Raw genomic sequence first — 15,386 nt, 5'->3', positions numbered from 1 at the left:
GCGTGGCCTGGCCACCGGGCTCTGTCGAACCGGTCATTTCTGATCCTCCCCCTTGCGACGAGCCGCCTGCCCAATTCCCCGCGGTCGTGAACGCTATCGTCTACTCCCGCCCGTTCGCTGGCAATGATGTCGTTTCGGAAGCGCTCCCGAATAGGAGGAAACCCCGGATGACCGAGGCAACCACTTTCCACGGCCTCTTCATCGGCCTCGATCACTACCGGGACCCCGCTTTCGGTGACCTGCGTTTTGCCCGGCGAGATGCCGAAGTGCTGGACGCGCTGTTCCGGGACACCTTCCCCGCCGGTAGCGCCACATTAGTGGCGGACACCGATGCCACCAAGGCCAGAATCAGGACAGAAATAGGACAGCTCCATCGGCGCTCGACTGAATCGGACGTCGTCATGGTGACGTTTTCCGGACATGGGACCCCAACTCGGGAATTGGCCACCTATGACGCGGTCAGTGATCGGCTGGCCGAGACTGCCTTGCCCCTCACGGACTTCGTCGGGCTCGTCGAGCGAATTCCGGCACGGCTCTTGATCGTCGTGCTCGACTGCTGCTTCTCCGGCGACGCCCTGACCGAGACGCTGCGTCGGGCAGAGGTGACGTATCAGGCGAAATCACTGGCGCAGCCGATGGACGAGTATGTCGCGCGGGATGCGTGGCGAACAGAACCGCTGGACCGTGTCCGGGGGAAAGGCAAGGTGGTTCTCGCCGCCTGCGCGGCCGACGAACGCGCGTACGAGAAAGCTGAATTCGGCCACGGTCTGCTCACCCACTACCTCATCGACGGGCTCCTCGGCCGGGGTGAGATGGCCGACGGCGAGGGGGTGTCGGTTCTCAAGCTCGTCCACAGTGTGCTCACCTCAGTGGGATGGCACCGGCACGGCTTGACCGGAAACAGGCAGAACGCGGGTTTCGAAGGTGCGCTCGGCGATGCGCGCCTGCCGGTGTTCACCCCGGGCCCGCATTACGCCCGGCTCGGCGGCACAGTTCCGCCCCAGGCGACACCCGCACTGTCATCGCTGGCCGCGCATGAAGTTCCTGAGCCGTTCATCGAGCTTTGGCGGCGCGAGATCAAGCAGCTCAACGACGTTCAGCTCGCGGCGATCAACGTCGCAGGGGTGCTCCGGGGCGGGTCCGTGGTGGTCAGCGCCCCGACCGGAAGCGGTAAGACGCTGGTCGGTGAGCTGGCCGCGGTCCATGCCAAATACGCCGGGAAGCGGACAGTGTTCTTGCTGCCGAGCCGGGCACTGGTGAACGAGCAGTACGAGCGGTTCCGGGACCGGTACGCACCGCTCGGGATCAAGGTCATCCGGGCGACCGGCGAGCTGCGGGACCATCTCCCGGATCTTCGGCGTGGCCAGTACGACTTCGCCGTGCTTACGTATGAAAAGTTCACCGGTCTGGTGCTGGCGGATCCTGGGCTGCTCCACCGGACCGGCGTTCTGGTGGTGGACGAGATCCACTCGATCTTCGATCCGCAGCGCGGGCCCGCGCTGGAAACGTTGTTCACACGGGTGTCCCGCGGTCGCGAGCCGCAGCTGATAGGGCTGTCGGCGGTGTTGGGCGATCCTGTGAGCCTTGCGAAATGGCTGGGGGCTGTTCCTGTGGTCAGCGATTTCCGCGAGGTGCCACTGGTCGAGGGCACCCTCGGGCTCGACGGACGGTTCGTCGGTCGCCGAAGCGGCGCGGACGGCCAGGTGGACGTCGACGAACCAGGTTGGGTTTCGTTGCGGCAAGCCGACTCCCGCGAGGACGCGCTCGTCACGGTCGTGGAGGAGGTGGTAGCGGCGGGGCGGCAAGTGATCGTTTTCCGAGGTACGCGAGACGCGGCGCGGACCACTGCCGAACGTCTTGCCCGTGTCTTGAGCTTACGGGCCGCCGATGCTGAGATTGCCGCGTTACCGCGGAACGATGCCGGCAGTGTGAGCGATCATCTGATGACCTGCCTGAGAGGTGGGGTCGGATTCCACACCGCCGACCTGTCCGACGCGCAGCAGCGGGTTGTCGTGAGATCTTTTCGGTGCCGTGACAGCGCGATCCGGGTCGTCGTGGCGACCACGACCCTTGCGCAGGGCGTGAATCTCCCCGCCGATGTGGTCCTCCTCTGTGAGCTGCGGCATCCGGACGACACCGAATACACGGTGGCCGAGTACAAGAACATGGCGGGCCGCGCCGGTCGCCCGGGGCACGGCATCACCGAAGGACGCTCGATCATCCTCACCGAGGGCGGGGCCGACGCCGAGGAGAAGCGGCGACGGTACGTGACCGCTCGTCCGGCGCCGGGCCGGTCTGCGCTCATCGAGCCGACGATTGACACCGGCACCCTCGTCGTTCGTGTGCTGTCGACCTTGTCGGCCGACCGCGGCTGGGGTACCGACGCCGAAATACTGGCATTCCTCGACCGGACTCTGGCCGCCTATCAGGCACACAATGCGGGAAAGCCCGCACCATTCCCCGGCGACCGCATTCGGAACGCGGTCAAGTACCTGGTCGAACACCGGTTCGTGCGCGAAACCCCGAACGGGGTCGCCTTGGCCCCCCTTGGTGAGATCGTCGCCCGCTCTGGCATCAGCGTGTCTTCGGCCGCGACGGTCGCCGAGGCGCTCCGGGCGATCTCAGGTGATGCGATTACCGTCGGAACTTTGCTATGCGCGGCCCAGCTCGCCGAGGAGGTTCGCGACGTCAGATTCGCGGGGGAGCTGCCGAGGCGAGAGAGCGCCGATGCCGTGCTGGGCTCGTGGCTGCGCAAGTCAGGGGCAGCCGCGGAGGTGGTCAGCCGCCTGTTCACTTCGGGTGGAGAACAGGGCGTATCGGCCGGCCGGCGCGCGATCGCCAGTACAGCGTGGGTCCGTGGCAGCAGCCTGGAAAGGATCGAACGATTGCTCGGGACGACTTTCTTGAGGGCGCGGCGCACCAATCCGGGGCCGGTCGAGCAGGCGATGCAACGCGCGGCAGGCGTGATCGGGGCGGTCATCGACATAGCGGGTTGCGTTGTTCCCGGCGCACGTCTCGGCGAGCTCCCCGACCTGCTTCCAGCCCGGCTGGAATTGGGGATCGTGGCGGGCCATGTGTCGATCGCCCGGCACGCGGGGATCGAAGTGCCCAGGGATGTGTTCATCGGGTTGCTGAAGGGGGGACTCGACGACTATGCGGCGATTCTTTCCGCGGAGGACCAGCGTGGAGTGGAATGTTTGAACGGTGATGCGGAAATGTGGCGATCGGTGGTGGCCGCCGCGCAAGTCGCGAAGGAGGAAGCCGGCGAGCCGTCGCTGGAGGATATCCTGTCTCCCTATGATGATCAGCCCGCGTGATCACAACCTCGGGACGTCCAGCTCGGAGAAAAGCGTCCTGGTCGCCGGATCGACCGAGTACAAGACCGTGCCACGGATCGACCGGGACAGGAGCACGCCGTAGGCGTTTCGGATCGCCCGCGCGAGTTCGTCGTCCGAGCGAATCTTGTTGGCCTTGTTCAGCACATGTTCGCGATGCACTGCCCAACCGGCGCCGTTCCAGGTCAGGTCCGGGCCGAGGATGACACCGCCCCATTCGTATTCGAGACCCTGCGCCGTGTGGACACAGCCGATCTGTCCGAAGCCGCCGGATTCGGTCGCCCAGTACTTCCGTTTCGGCGCCCCGGGCGTGTGGTGGTAGTCGCCGGCGTTCCACGGGCGCGCCCAGCCCGGTTCCGGGGTGACTTCCGGTTCGGTGCCGGTCTGGTCCTCCCATTTCCAGCAGATTCCGGCGCTCATCCGAGCGCGTTCCCCAGCGTCTTCCTTGCCGCGCAGGAAACTCTCCATAACAGCGGCGCTGTCGGCATAGTACAGTTCGAACGGCTCCGGATCGTGGTGTCCCGCCGCCTTCCAGGGAAGCTGATCGCCGGCGAGCAGGTGCCTGACCCAGGTGTCGTAGGTCGAGCTGCCGACCGCGCGCAACACGCGTTCCAACCTGATCGGCACAACCTCCGCGCCCAGGCGCTGAATCTCGCGGGTCAGTTCTTCGGGAGACCACACCTCGTCGGCGAAGAGACGCTGGTCGCCGTCGATGAAGAAAACCGGCACCTTGGCCCGGTCGACGACGACCGACACTGACGATTCACCGGGTCGCATCGAGTAGGACCCTCTCATCGGACGTTCCGTCATTCTGTGCGCCTCGTCGCAAAGAATGAGGTCCAACTCGTCTGCCGTCCGATGGTCGGCGATGCTGTTCAGTGTGGCAAATGCCTTGCCCCGGCCATTGGATGCGCGTTTGAACGTTTCACGCGAAGCGACGCCTCCGGAAACGTAAGAGGCGTCGTAACCGGCATTGAGCGCTTCGCCGAGCAAAGTGAGGCCGACAAGCGATTTGCCGCTACCGGCCCGGCCGCTGATTACGAAGACCTTTTTGGCGCCCGGCGTGCGCGGGTTGCGCACTCTCTCCAACACGCTGTTCACGGCGGTCAGCTGGTTCTCCACAAGACTGAACTGCGTGTACCCGTTGAGGATCGATCCGATCTCCGGTTCGAGCAGTGCGGTGGAACGACGACGAGAGAGCAGCGCCTCGGCCGCGTCGGCACCCGATTCTTTGGTGAAGTTCTCCTTGAGGAAAGTTTCGAGCCCAGCGGGGGAGCGGGCGGTGAACGTGTCGATTCCGGGATGCGGGGAAACGTTCCTGATCCATTGGCTCTCGGGGTCTTTGAGATTGTGCAGGTAAGTCGCGCCGACAAGGGTTACGTAGCGATCGTCGAACATGTTGTGGTGGGTTTTGAGTGCCGTCATATTGTCGTGCACCTGGACCGCCGGGTGTTTCTTGTGCTTCCGGTACGCGGGCACGAAGACCTTGCCGACGGAGCATGACTGGCACAGTGTTCCCGGCCCTGCTCTACGGCAGGCCGCGCACAAGCCGGCGACGATATCCGGTTGAGGGTGATCGATGTGGCTCCATTGCTTCAGTTCGATCACCCCGAAGCTGAGGCCGCCCTCGGGGTGCCGGCCGGCGAGGACCACGTCGATGGGGTCCATGGCGGGATCGACCCGGTACTCGACGAACATCCAGACCTGATCGAGGTCAAGGCGATCCAGCAGGGACGCGAGCCAGTAGACACTCTGGCGCCAGGATGTCACATCTCCCGGGGAGGGCTTGCTGTTGCCCGGGTGCGCATCCACGTAGCTTTGCTCGATCTCGGGAATCAATCGTTCGCTGTCCCGCAGAAAGTCCCCGGCGGGCCAGTACGCCTCCAAGGGCTTCCATCCACTGCTCGCTGCCATACTGAACCAGTTCCGTGCGTCGGCCTGTATTCCGATTAGTTCTCATGTTTCCGTGATCATGGTAGCGCCGGTGATCACGCAAATCATGCGCGGTATCGCGGCCGGTAGCGGTCTTCCGGGAGTGCCGGGGAGCAGGACCGGCTCCATCACGTTTCGCGTTGGCAGGACGGCGCCGAAGATGGAGGATCCGGGAATTGACCACCGAAACCCTCATGAACATGCAGGTCAAACCCTGTGGGCCGGGCGGGGCTCGAACCCGCGGCCAAGGGATTATGAGTCCCCTGCTCTAACCAACTGAGCTACCGGCCCCCGGGCGCCCGGCGGGAGCGCCCTGACCCCGGGCCGAGACCCAAGGTCGCAGGTCAAGATAGCAGGCGACCCCCGCCGAACCGGGGCAACCCCGGCTCCGAAGTCGCGCATCCCGGCACAGCTGCGGCAGGAGCCGGACCCCCCAGGCGCCAGAACCCCGGCCATCCAGGCCCCGCGACGCCAGTGCGCCGCGATCAGCACGCCCACCTGCACGTGCATCCGCCGAATAGAGCAACCGATCACCATTGAACTGGGCGCCGACGCGAGACAGGGTGGTAGATCCAGGCCGGGGACGTGGCGGGATGGAGGGTCTGTGGACTTCACCGAGCACCTCAGCGAACGGGTTCTGGTGTGCGACGGCGCGATGGGCACGATGCTGCACGCGGCGGGGAACTCGCTGGACAGGGCGTTACCGGAGCTCAACTTGAGCAACTCCGAGCTGGTCAGCACGGTCCACGAGAGTTACGTGGCGGCCGGCGCCGATCTTCTCCTCACGAACACCTTCGGGGCGAACCGGTTGCGGCTGGCGGAGTTGGGCGGGTCCGCGACGGTGCGCGACGTGAACATGGCGGGCGTGCGGCTGGCGCGGCAGGCGCGGCGCGGGGCACGGCGGACGGTGTTCGTGGGCGGCTCGGTTTCACCGGCGGCCAAGGCCGGCCAGGGTGCCGCGTACAGCCCCGACGAGCGCATCGACGTAATCCGTGAGCAGGTCACGGCCCTCATCGACGGCGGGGTCGACCTGCTGGTCCTCGAGACGTTCGGGGGGCTCGGCGAGCTCCTGGAGGCGGTCGCGATCGCGGTCGAGACCGACGTGCCGGTGATCGCGCAGGCGACGTTCACGGCCGAGGGTCGCACGCTCGACGGTGAGACGCCGGAGGAAGTGGCAAAGGCATTGGCACGAACAGAAGTCGCCGCGATCGGGGCCAACTGCACGGTCGGGCCGCAGCACATGCTCGGCATCGTGAAGCGGCTCCGGGGCACACTCCCGGTCAGCGCCCAGCCCAACGCCGGCATCCCGCGGCGCATCGGGCGGCGGTTCGAGTACGGCGTCGACGGGGAGTACTTCGCCCGCTACGCCCGCGCGCACGCCGAGAGCGGGGCATCGATCGTCGGCGGGTGTTGCGGGACGACGCCGGGGCACATCCGCGAGGTGGTCGCGCGGCTGGCGGACCTGCGTCCACCCGAACAGCGCCGCAAGGTGAGCAAGCACAAGCGCAGCAGCGAACCCGCCCGGGGCAAGCTCGCGCAACGCTTGCGGGACAAGGAATTCGTCGTCGCGGCTCAGTATTCGCGACCCGGGGACCACCAAGGCGTCGACCTCGTCTTCGGGAAAGACATCGCCACCATGACGGCCTGGGACAAGACGATCACGACGCTGCAGGACGAACTCCACGGCGCCCACGCGTTCGGCCTGCGCACCGTCGTCTGCGAGACCGGTTCACCGCCGCCGCTCGGCGACTACCCCGACGCCGACGGGATCCTGGAGGTCGATTCGATCGGCCTCATCGAGCTGCTCGCCGCGTTCAACGCCGGCCGTGACCGCACCGGGCACACGCTCGTCACGCGCACGGCCTTCCACATCGGCGCGCGCTTCAACCCCGGCGCCGCTGACCTGGACGCCGAGCTCGTCCGGACCAAGGCGAAAATCGCCGCCGGGGCCCAGTTTCTCGTCACCACCCCGGTTTACGACCTCGAATCGTTCGCCTGGATGCTCACCGAACTGTCCGAAGAGGACATCCCGATCCTGATGTCCGTGCACCCCCTCAGCGGCTACGCCGAGGCCGAGTACCTCGCCCATGAGGTCCCCGACGTGCGGGTGCCGCCGGACACCCTCGAAGCGCTCCAGGCCGGCGAGCGGACCGGCTACGAGGTGGCGGGCGAATTGCTCGCCGCCGCCCGCAAGCTCGCCGACGGCGTGGTCCTGCACATCCGCGACAGCTCGGAGATCACGAAACTCCTGGGCTGAAGAGTCATTCGCGGCACACCTCATTGCGGATCCGGTACGCGGATGGGTAGCAAGAGAGGGTGAACAGAGTAGTCGTGATTTCGACGGGCGGGACCATCGCGTCGCGCGCGGGCAGCAATGGCGCGGTCGCCAGCGACGACGCCGGGGCGCTGCTCGCGCGGCTGCCCTTCGACGTCGGCGTGCCGATCGAGGGGCGGGACGTCCTGTGCGTCGGCAGCTACCTGCTCACCCCGTCCGACATGGCCGGGATCGTGTGGACGATCCGCGCGGCGCTGGCGGACGAGTCGGTGCTCGGCGTGGTGGTGACGCACGGCACGGACACGATGGAGGAGACCGCTTTCCTCGCCGAGATCACCCACGACGACGAGCGCCCCGTGGTTTTCACCGGCGCCCAGCGCCCGGCCGACGCGCCTGACACCGACGGCCCGCGCAACCTCGCCGACGCGATCACCATCGCCGCTTCGCCGGAAGCGCGCGGGCGCGGCGTGCTGATTTCCTTCGACGGCAGCGTGTTCGGCGCCCGTGGCACCCGCAAGACCCACACCGTCGCCACCGGAGCGTTCACGACGCCCGGCGCGGGCCCGCTCGGTTACCTCCGCGAAGGCGACGTCACGTTCGTCGCCACGCCCGAGCGTTTCCCGGCCTTCGACCTCGAGGACCTCAGCGGCGTCCGCGTCGACATCGTGCCGATCTACCCGGGCGCCGACACCGCCGCACTCGACGCCGTGGTCGCCGCGGGCGCGGCCGGGATCGTGCTCGAAGCCACCGGCGCGGGCAACGGGAACCTCGCTTTCCGCGACGCCGTGTCGAGGCTCACCGACGCCGGCATCGTCGTCGCGTTGTCGACCCGGGTGCACGAAGGAGTCGTCGCCGGGCTTTACGGCAACGGCGGTGGCGCCGACCTCATCGAGGCCGGCGCCGTGCCGACCGGTGCGCTTCGCCCGTCACAGGCCCGGATTCTGCTGGCAGCGTTGATCGCGCGGTATCACCGGGATCCGGAGCGGGTGGGGGAGGAGTTGGCGAAGCGTTCGTCGACTTCTTTAGTGGTGAGGCCGAAGTCGGCGAGGGTGTAGTGGTGTGAGGGGCGTCCGGCGCCGGTCACGCTCTGGGTGTGCAGGTCGGTCATCGCGGTTCGGGCTTCGTCGCTGAGTGGCAACGAGAAGTGCCGGTAGATGGATTCCACGGTCCCGATAGGGTCGCTGACGAAGTCGGCGTAGTCGACGTCCAGGAATTGCGCCGGGTTGTATCGGGCCCGTGACGCAGCAAACGTTTCCGCACCCCGAGCCCACAGCTCGAGCTGTGTCCGCCCGACCGTCTCGCCGTGGAAGGCCGTCGACCAGCCCTTCGTCGCCTGCTCGTTCAGGCTGCACACCGACGCGATGATCGTGCTCGGCGCGCGGTGCGTCTGGATCACCAGCGCGTCCGGGTACACCGCCATCAGCGCGTCCAGCGCGAACAGGTGGCTCGGGTTCTTCAGCACCCACCGCCGGTCCTTGTCCGGCAGCCCGATCAGCTGCAGGTTCTTCCGGTGCCGCGCATAGGCATCCGTCCAGTCCTGCCGCGCCAGCCACTCCGAGTACGTCGGCAGGTAGGCCAGGCACTCGTAGGACACCGACTTCGCCGACTGCCGCAGCAGCTGCCAGCATTCCTCGACCATCTCGGCCGAAGAATGGTGCAGCCCAAGGAACTCCGGCCGCTCGACGTGATGCTGTTCGTACCCGGCCTGGATCCGCTGGAACACCGGGTTGTCCGCCCACGTCGACCGTGGCGGCCGCGGCTGTGGCACCTCCGTCAGCCACACCTCGAGCCCCTGATGCCCGGGATCCTCGGTGAGCAGCCGGTGCAACGCCGTGGTGCCGGTGCGGGGGAGCCCCGTCACGAAGATCGGCCGCTCGATCGGCACATCGGCATACGACGGGTTCTGCTTCCACGCCGCTTCGCTCAGCAGCCGCGCCACGAGGGCGCCGCGAAGGAACGCGCGGTTGATTTTGTTCCCGAAGGGCGTCAGCTGGGCGTCACGCTTGTAGGACTCCAGCAGCACTTCGAGCCCTTCGCGGTACCCGTCGTCACCGAAGTCGTCCAGGCCGCAGAAGCGCGTCGCGGAAGCGTGCAGGTCGTCGATCGTGCCCACATCGTCGCGGCCGATCATGCGTGGTACTCCCCGCCGTTGACGTCCAGGCACTGCCCGGTGATCGCCCGCGCCAGCTCCGACGCCAGGAACACCACCGCGTCGGCGATTTCGTCGGGCTCTGGCAGCTTCCGCAGGTCGATGGTCGACGCGGTCTCCTCGTAGACCTCCTCCGCCGTGATCCCGCGTTTCTGTGCCAGGTAAGCGAAGTAGAACTTGAGGTTGTCCGCCCAGATGTAGCCGGGCGCCACCGAGTTGACCCGGACCCCGCGCGGGCCCAGCTCCGTCGCCAGGCTCTGCGCCAGCGCCAGCAGACTCGACTTGGTCATCTTGTACGCGCCGAAGGTTCGCCGGGAATGCCGCAGCACCGCGGAGTTGATCATCACGACCGACCCGCGCGACTCCTCCAGCGCGGGCACGAACAGCCGCGTCAGTTTCAGCGCCGAGAACACGTTGGTGTCGTACGCCTGCCGCACCTGGTCGACGTCCACTTTCACCAGGTCCGTCATCGGCGGCATCGCGAAAGCGTTGTTCACCAACGCGTCCACTCGGCCGAAGGCGTCCAAAGTGGACGACACGAGCCGTTCCGCGTCGGACTCGTCGTTGATGTCCGTCGGCACCGCGACGGCACGGCGGCCGAGGTCGGTGACCTCCTTCGCCACCTCCGTCAGCCGCGATTCCGTCCGCGAAGCCAGCACCACGTCCGCGCCGGCCCGCGCGCTCTGCACGGCGATCGACCGGCCGAGCCCGGGACCGATCCCGGAGACCACGACCACCTTGTCCCGCAACAGCATCAGCCGAGCATCCTTGTCGCCACGGCGGCCTGACGGGCCGCGATCCGGTCTGCCCATTCCTCCGGCGTCACCCTGGCCTGGTCGTAATACGCCAGCCGCTTGGGGATCTCGTCCACCGGAACCACTTCGACCTCCGGGCCGTCGTCCTCGGGGACGTCGTGGGACACGCGCTGCCAGCGGATCTGCACGTAACCGCGGTCGTGTCCCGTGCGCTCCAGCCAGTTCGCCACGCCGGGGTCGCGTTCGCTGATCACGAACCGCATCTTCCCGTCCTCGTCCACGCGGGCCTGGTCGGCGCTCAGGCTCGTCTGGTGGTTGATGTAGTCCAGCGACACGTACCAGAGGCTGCCCAGCTGGATGCCCTGGTACGGCGCGTCGGACTTGGGCACCGTCACGATCATGGCCTCGTCGTCGGCCAGTTCGTAGTGCCCGGCGGAGGAGAACTGCGTGCTCAGCCCGCCCGGCGTCTGGCGCGGCTCGGTCATCGTGTTCACCGGCAGGTTGAGGTAGAACCATTTCGGGAAGGCGAGAAACGTGTTGAGCCGCGAGGTCAGCATCTTCCCGGCCACGTTGTAGCGCTTCTCCAGCGTGCTTTTCGCCAGCGGCGGCGGGGCTTGGCCGATCTTGTCCGCGCGCTGGATCCGGATCGTGCCGCGCTGCTCGTTCGCCCAGTCGCTGTAGCACTCGCGGACGATGAGCATCGCCGCGTCCGCGCCGAGGGGGAAGTAGTTGCGACCCGGTTTGCCCGGCCCGAACCGGATCTCGAAGCTGCCGTCGGGCTCGATGTCGATCTCGCGGTCGTCGAACGCGGTGAGGCTGTCGGGCACGTCCACGGGGGAGTAGTCGCCGTTGAGCACCTGGAAGTTCAGATCCCTTGTGCTGCCCCGTTTCCCGGTGACGACGTACTCGGCGTCCGGGCGCAGGTACGAGTGGTAGTAGAGCGTGTCCGGGTTGTCGAGGCCCATCTTCGTGCCCTGGTTGGTCGAGTTCGCGAAGAAGGGGAAGTCGCGCTCGTAGGCCCAGGCCAGCTGCAGCGAGGCCCGGATGCTGCCGGCGAGGTAGTCGTAGCCCTCGATCAGATCCTGCTCGGTGCGCACGAACGGCGCTTCCTCGATGATCTTTTCGGCGGCTTCGACGGCTTCGGCGAAGGAACGGGTCAGCACTCTCTCTCCTGACTGGAACGCGTTCTGGCTACTCGGCCCACCGGTGCGCGGTGAACTTGAGGTTCGGCAGATCCTTCAGCGACGCGGTGAGCTCGTACGTGCGGGTGTAGCCGGTGCGCGCGATCCGCCATCGGCCGTCCTCGTCACGGCGGTAGGCGTCCTCGTAGAACGCCGCGCCGGCGATCACCACGCCGTGCTTGACCGAGATCACCTTGTCCTGGAACGCCCAGGTCCCGGTCGCCGTGTCCCCGTCGATCTCGATCTCGGGCTGGCCCGCGAAATGCGTGGTGATCAGATCGTTGTCCAGGCTCTGGCGCAGGAAGGCGAGGATCGCGTCGCGGCCTTCGAGCGGCGAGGAGTCGCCCTTGGCGGGCGTGCCGTAGTCGGCGACAGCGTCGGCCGTGAACGTGTCGGCAACGTCGTCCCACTGCTTCAGGTCGACGCAGCGGAGATAGCGGTACTTCACGCGTTTGATCTCTTCGAGCGCGACGAGGTCCATGCCGAACAGCATCCTCCGGCGGTTGACCGAAGGCAAGAACGTGTTCTAATTTTTTCCAGGTGACCTACGAGTTGTCGCATCTTGATGCGCTCGAGGCGGAGTCGGTGCACATCGTGCGCGAGGTGCTGGCGACGCATCAGCGGCCCGGGCTGTTGTTCTCCGGCGGCAAGGATTCCGTCGTCCTGCTGCACCTCGCCGCGAAGGCCTGCTGGCCTGCGCCGATCCCGTTTCCGGTGGTGCATGTGGACACCGGGGAGAACTTCGACGAGGTGCTCGCCTTCCGCGATCGCACCGTCGGAGAGCTAGGCGTCCGGCTCGTCGTCGGCAGCGTGCAGGACGACATCGACGCCGGGCGCGTGGTCGCCGAGACGGGCCCGCGCGCGAGCCGGAACCGGTTGCAGTCGGTGACTCTTTTGCGGACCATCCGGGAACACGGTTTCGACGCCGTGTTCGGCGGCGCGCGGCGTGACGAGGAGAAGGCCCGCGCGAAGGAGCGGGTGTTCTCGTTCCGCGACGAGTACGGGCAATGGGATCCGCGCAACCAGCGCCCCGAGCTGTGGCATCTCTACAACGGCAGGCACAAGCGCGGCGAGCACATCCGGGTGTTCCCGCTGTCGAACTGGACCGAGCTGGACATCTGGTCCTACATCGCGGCGGAGAAGATCCCGTTGCCACCGCTGTATTTCGCGCACCGGCGCCAGGTCGTGCAGCGCGACGGGATGCTGCTCGCGCACACCCGGCACCTCACCCTGCTGGACGGCGAAGAGCCCTACGAGGCGCAGGTGCGCTTCCGCACCGTCGGCGACGCGACGTGCACCGGATGCGTCGAGTCGACCGCCGCGACCCCGGCCGACGTTGTCGCCGAAACCGCGGCCACCCGCGTGACCGAACGCGGGGCCACGCGCGCCGACGACCGGATTTCCGAGGCGGGGATGGAAGACCGCAAGAAGGAAGGGTACTTCTGATGGCCCCGTTACTGAGGATCGCGACCGCGGGGAGCGTCGATGACGGCAAGTCCACGCTCATCGGCAGGCTGCTGTTCGACTCGAAAACCCTGTTCGAGGACCAGCTGGCGGCCATCGAGCGCAGCAGCAGGGACCGGGGAGAGGACTACCCGAACCTGGCGCTGCTGACCGACGGGCTGCGCGCCGAACGGGAACAGGGCATCACGATCGACGTGGCGCACCGCTATTTCGCGACGCCGCGGCGGACGTTCATCATCGCCGACACGCCGGGGCACATCCAGTACACGCGCAACATGGTGACCGGCGCGTCCACCGCCGACTGCGCGCTGATCCTGATCGACGCCCGGCACGGGATCCTCGACCAGTCCCGGCGGCACGCGTTCCTCGCCACCCTGCTCGGCATCCCGCACCTGGTGTTGTGCGTCAACAAGATGGACCTCGTCGGGTACTCGCGGGAGCGGTTCGCCGAGATCCGGGACGAGTTCCGTGCGTTCGCGGCGAAACTCGACATCCACGACCTGACGTTCATCCCGGTTTCGGCGCTGCACGGGGACAACATCGTGCACCGATCGGCGACCATGCCGTGGTACGAGGGCAGTCCGCTGCTGCACCACCTCGAAGAGCTGCACATTTCCTCCGACCGCAACCTGATCGACGCGCGGCTGCCGGTGCAGTACGTCATCCGGCACACCGATTTCCGCGGCTACGCCGGCACGATCTCGGGCGGGGTGTTCAGTCCCGGTGACGAGCTGCTCGTGCTGCCGTCGGGGCACCGCACGAGGATTCGTTCGGTGTGGGGCCCTGGCGGGCGGCCGCTGGAGCGGGCGTTCGCGCCGCAGGCGGTGACGCTGGAACTGGCGGACCAGCTCGACATCGCGCGCGGGGATCTGTTGTGCCGCCCGGGAAACCGGCCGCACACGGGTCAGGATCTGGACGCGATGGTGTGCTGGTTCGCGGACCCGAGCAGTCTGAGCGTGGGCGGGACGTACACCCTGCAGCACACCACGCGCAGTACCACCGCCGAGGTCGCGGCGCTGGACTACCGGCTCGACGTGAACACGCTGCACCGCGAGCAGGCGGATTCGTTGTCCCTCAACGACATCGGCCGTGTGCGGATCAGGACACGGCAGCCGGTGCTGTTCGATCCGTACCGGCGCAACCGGGAGACGGGCAGCTTCATCCTCATCGACAACGCGACGAACAACACCGTCGCGGCGGGCATGATCACCGGTCCGAGCCTGCCTGCCTCCCGGGTGGTGTGGCATTCGGCCGCGGTGTCCCGTGACGAGCGGTCGACGCAGGGGAAAACCGTTTGGCTGACGGGACTTTCGGCGTCCGGAAAGTCCACTGTGGCCGTTGAACTGGAGCGGCTGCTGGTTTCGGCGGGGCGTCCCGCGTACCTGTTGGACGGCGACAACCTGCGCCACGGGCTCAACGCTGATCTCGGGTTCAGTGCGGCCGACCGCGCCGAGAACGTGCGCCGGGTCGGGGAAGTGGCGAAACTGTTCGCCGACGCCGGCCTGATCGCGATCGTGTCGCTGATCAGCCCTTATCGGGTGGACCGGGCGCGTGCGCGCGCGGCGCACGAGAGCGCTGGACTGTCCTTTGTGGAGGTATTTGTGGACACACCGCTGCAGGTGTGCGAATCCCGTGACCCGAAAGGCATGTACGCCAAGGCGCGGGCGGGGGAGATCCGCGGGTTCACCGGGATCGACGACCCGTACGAAGAACCCGCCGCCCCGGAGCTGGTGCTGCGCCCCGGCGACGGCGACCCGACCGCGATGGCCTCGGCCGTCCTGGCCCTTTTGGATCGCTGATGGGCACGAACCAGCGGGCGGAGATCAGGATGACCGACGCCGAGATCGCGGAGTTCGTCGAGCGGAGCCGCACCGCCACCATCGCGACGCTGGGGCCGGACGGGTTCCCGCACCTCGTGGCGATGTGGTATGCCGTGCTGGACGGGCAGATCTGGATCGAAACCAAGGCGAAGTCGCAGAAGGTGAAGAACCTGCGGCGCGACGACCGGATGAGCTGTCTCATCGAAGACGGCCGGACGTACGACTCGCTGCGCGGCGTTTCGTTCGAGGGGCGCGCGGTGATCAGCGAGGACCCGGACGAGATCTGGCGCGTGGGGGTCAGCGTGTGGGAGCGCTACAACGGCCCGTACAGCGAGGAAGTCAAGCCGGCGGTCGAGTACATGATGGCGAAACGCTTGGTGGTGCGGCTGGATGTGCGGCGCACGCGATCGTGGGACCACCACAAACTCGGCCTGCCCGCGATGCCGGTGGCGGGGAGCACGGCGCCTTGAGTTAG

At 67.2% G+C, this 15,386-nt stretch carries 11 protein-coding genes and 1 tRNA gene; 6 read left to right on the top strand and 6 right to left on the bottom strand.

Annotated elements, in window-relative coordinates:
• The first annotated feature begins 167 nt into the window (after nucleotides 1-167).
• Nucleotides 168-3,317 (top strand): DEAD/DEAH box helicase, encoded by a 3,150-nt coding sequence (locus tag FPZ12_RS13775; RefSeq protein ID WP_166462726.1) that lies wholly within the window; start codon nucleotides 168-170, stop codon nucleotides 3,315-3,317.
• On the opposite strand, the gene FPZ12_RS13770 is transcribed toward FPZ12_RS13775, so the two are convergent.
• Both FPZ12_RS13770 and FPZ12_RS13765 read right to left on the bottom strand, forming a co-directional pair.
• Nucleotides 3,318-5,222, bottom strand: coding sequence for a DNA/RNA helicase domain-containing protein (locus FPZ12_RS13770; protein ID WP_208025844.1), 1,905 nt, complete (start codon nucleotides 5,220-5,222; stop codon nucleotides 3,318-3,320).
• 262 nt (nucleotides 5,223-5,484) lie between these two features.
• A tRNA-Ile gene (locus FPZ12_RS13765) sits at nucleotides 5,485-5,558 on the bottom strand.
• 313 nt (nucleotides 5,559-5,871) lie between these two features.
• Between FPZ12_RS13765 and FPZ12_RS13760 the strand changes: the two genes are divergently transcribed.
• Complete coding sequence (locus FPZ12_RS13760) at nucleotides 5,872-7,524, top strand: homocysteine S-methyltransferase family protein (RefSeq protein ID WP_243769828.1); 1,653 nt, start codon at nucleotides 5,872-5,874, stop codon at nucleotides 7,522-7,524.
• A 59-nt stretch (nucleotides 7,525-7,583) separates the two neighbouring features.
• A complete protein-coding gene (locus tag FPZ12_RS13755) occupies nucleotides 7,584-8,597 on the top strand; it encodes an asparaginase (RefSeq protein ID WP_144746068.1) in 1,014 nt (337 codons plus the stop codon).
• Here the strand turns inward: FPZ12_RS13755 and FPZ12_RS13750 are convergent.
• The 4 genes from FPZ12_RS13750 to FPZ12_RS13735 are packed head-to-tail and all read right to left on the bottom strand — an operon-like array spanning nucleotide 8,510 to nucleotide 12,108.
• The gene (locus FPZ12_RS13750) at nucleotides 8,510-9,673 is read right to left on the bottom strand and encodes a sulfotransferase family protein (RefSeq protein ID WP_144746069.1); all 1,164 of its coding nucleotides are present in this window, start codon (nucleotides 9,671-9,673) and stop codon (nucleotides 8,510-8,512) included. The two genes, FPZ12_RS13755 and FPZ12_RS13750, sit on opposite strands and share 88 nt — an antisense overlap.
• The gene (locus FPZ12_RS13745) at nucleotides 9,670-10,446 is read right to left on the bottom strand and encodes an SDR family oxidoreductase (RefSeq protein ID WP_144746070.1); all 777 of its coding nucleotides are present in this window, start codon (nucleotides 10,444-10,446) and stop codon (nucleotides 9,670-9,672) included. The genes FPZ12_RS13750 and FPZ12_RS13745 overlap by 4 nt, the downstream gene beginning before the upstream one ends.
• Nucleotides 10,446-11,609, bottom strand: a complete 1,164-nt coding sequence (locus FPZ12_RS13740) for a hypothetical protein (protein WP_144746071.1) — start codon at nucleotides 11,607-11,609, stop codon at nucleotides 10,446-10,448. The genes FPZ12_RS13745 and FPZ12_RS13740 overlap by 1 nt, the downstream gene beginning before the upstream one ends.
• A gap of 28 nt (nucleotides 11,610-11,637) precedes the next feature.
• Nucleotides 11,638-12,108 carry a nuclear transport factor 2 family protein gene (locus tag FPZ12_RS13735; protein ID WP_144746082.1) on the bottom strand — a complete coding sequence of 157 codons (471 nt, stop codon included), beginning with the start codon at nucleotides 12,106-12,108 and terminating at the stop codon, nucleotides 11,638-11,640.
• A gap of 59 nt (nucleotides 12,109-12,167) precedes the next feature.
• On the opposite strand from FPZ12_RS13735, the gene cysD reads away from it, so the two are divergent.
• Genes cysD through FPZ12_RS13720 form a run of 3 tightly spaced genes read left to right on the top strand, consistent with a single transcriptional unit; the run spans nucleotide 12,168 to nucleotide 15,381 of the window.
• Nucleotides 12,168-13,073: a sulfate adenylyltransferase subunit CysD gene (gene cysD, locus FPZ12_RS13730; protein ID WP_144746072.1), complete on the top strand. Its 906-nt coding sequence runs from the start codon at nucleotides 12,168-12,170 to the stop codon at nucleotides 13,071-13,073.
• Nucleotides 13,073-14,890: an adenylyl-sulfate kinase gene (cysC, locus tag FPZ12_RS13725; RefSeq protein ID WP_144746073.1), complete on the top strand. Its 1,818-nt coding sequence runs from the start codon at nucleotides 13,073-13,075 to the stop codon at nucleotides 14,888-14,890. Before cysD ends, cysC begins: the two co-directional genes overlap by 1 nt.
• Nucleotides 14,890-15,381 (top strand): pyridoxamine 5'-phosphate oxidase family protein, encoded by a 492-nt coding sequence (locus FPZ12_RS13720; RefSeq protein WP_144746074.1) that lies wholly within the window; start codon nucleotides 14,890-14,892, stop codon nucleotides 15,379-15,381. Before cysC ends, FPZ12_RS13720 begins: the two co-directional genes overlap by 1 nt.
• Nucleotides 15,382-15,386 lie beyond the last annotated feature (5 nt).

The organism is Amycolatopsis acidicola, assembly GCF_007713735.2.
GTDB lineage: Bacteria > Actinomycetota > Actinomycetes > Mycobacteriales > Pseudonocardiaceae > Amycolatopsis_E > Amycolatopsis_E acidicola.
Note: the sequence above shows the minus strand (reverse complement) of the source record. Positions and strands in the feature narration are given on the sequence as shown.

Bases quoted from the DNA above. Each gene is read 5' to 3' on its own strand.
- FPZ12_RS13750 (WP_144746069.1), bottom strand. From the start codon at position 9,673: ATGATCGGCCGCGACGATGTGGGCACGATCGACGACCTGCACGCTTCC.
- FPZ12_RS13745 (WP_144746070.1), bottom strand. From the start codon at position 10,446: ATGCTGTTGCGGGACAAGGTGGTCGTGGTCTCCGGGATCGGTCCCGGG.
- cysC (WP_144746073.1), top strand. From the start codon at position 13,073: ATGGCCCCGTTACTGAGGATCGCGACCGCGGGGAGCGTCGATGACGGC.
- FPZ12_RS13735 (WP_144746082.1), bottom strand. From the start codon at position 12,108: ATGGACCTCGTCGCGCTCGAAGAGATCAAACGCGTGAAGTACCGCTAT.
- FPZ12_RS13720 (WP_144746074.1), top strand. From the start codon at position 14,890: ATGGGCACGAACCAGCGGGCGGAGATCAGGATGACCGACGCCGAGATC.
- FPZ12_RS13775 (WP_166462726.1), top strand. From the start codon at position 168: ATGACCGAGGCAACCACTTTCCACGGCCTCTTCATCGGCCTCGATCAC.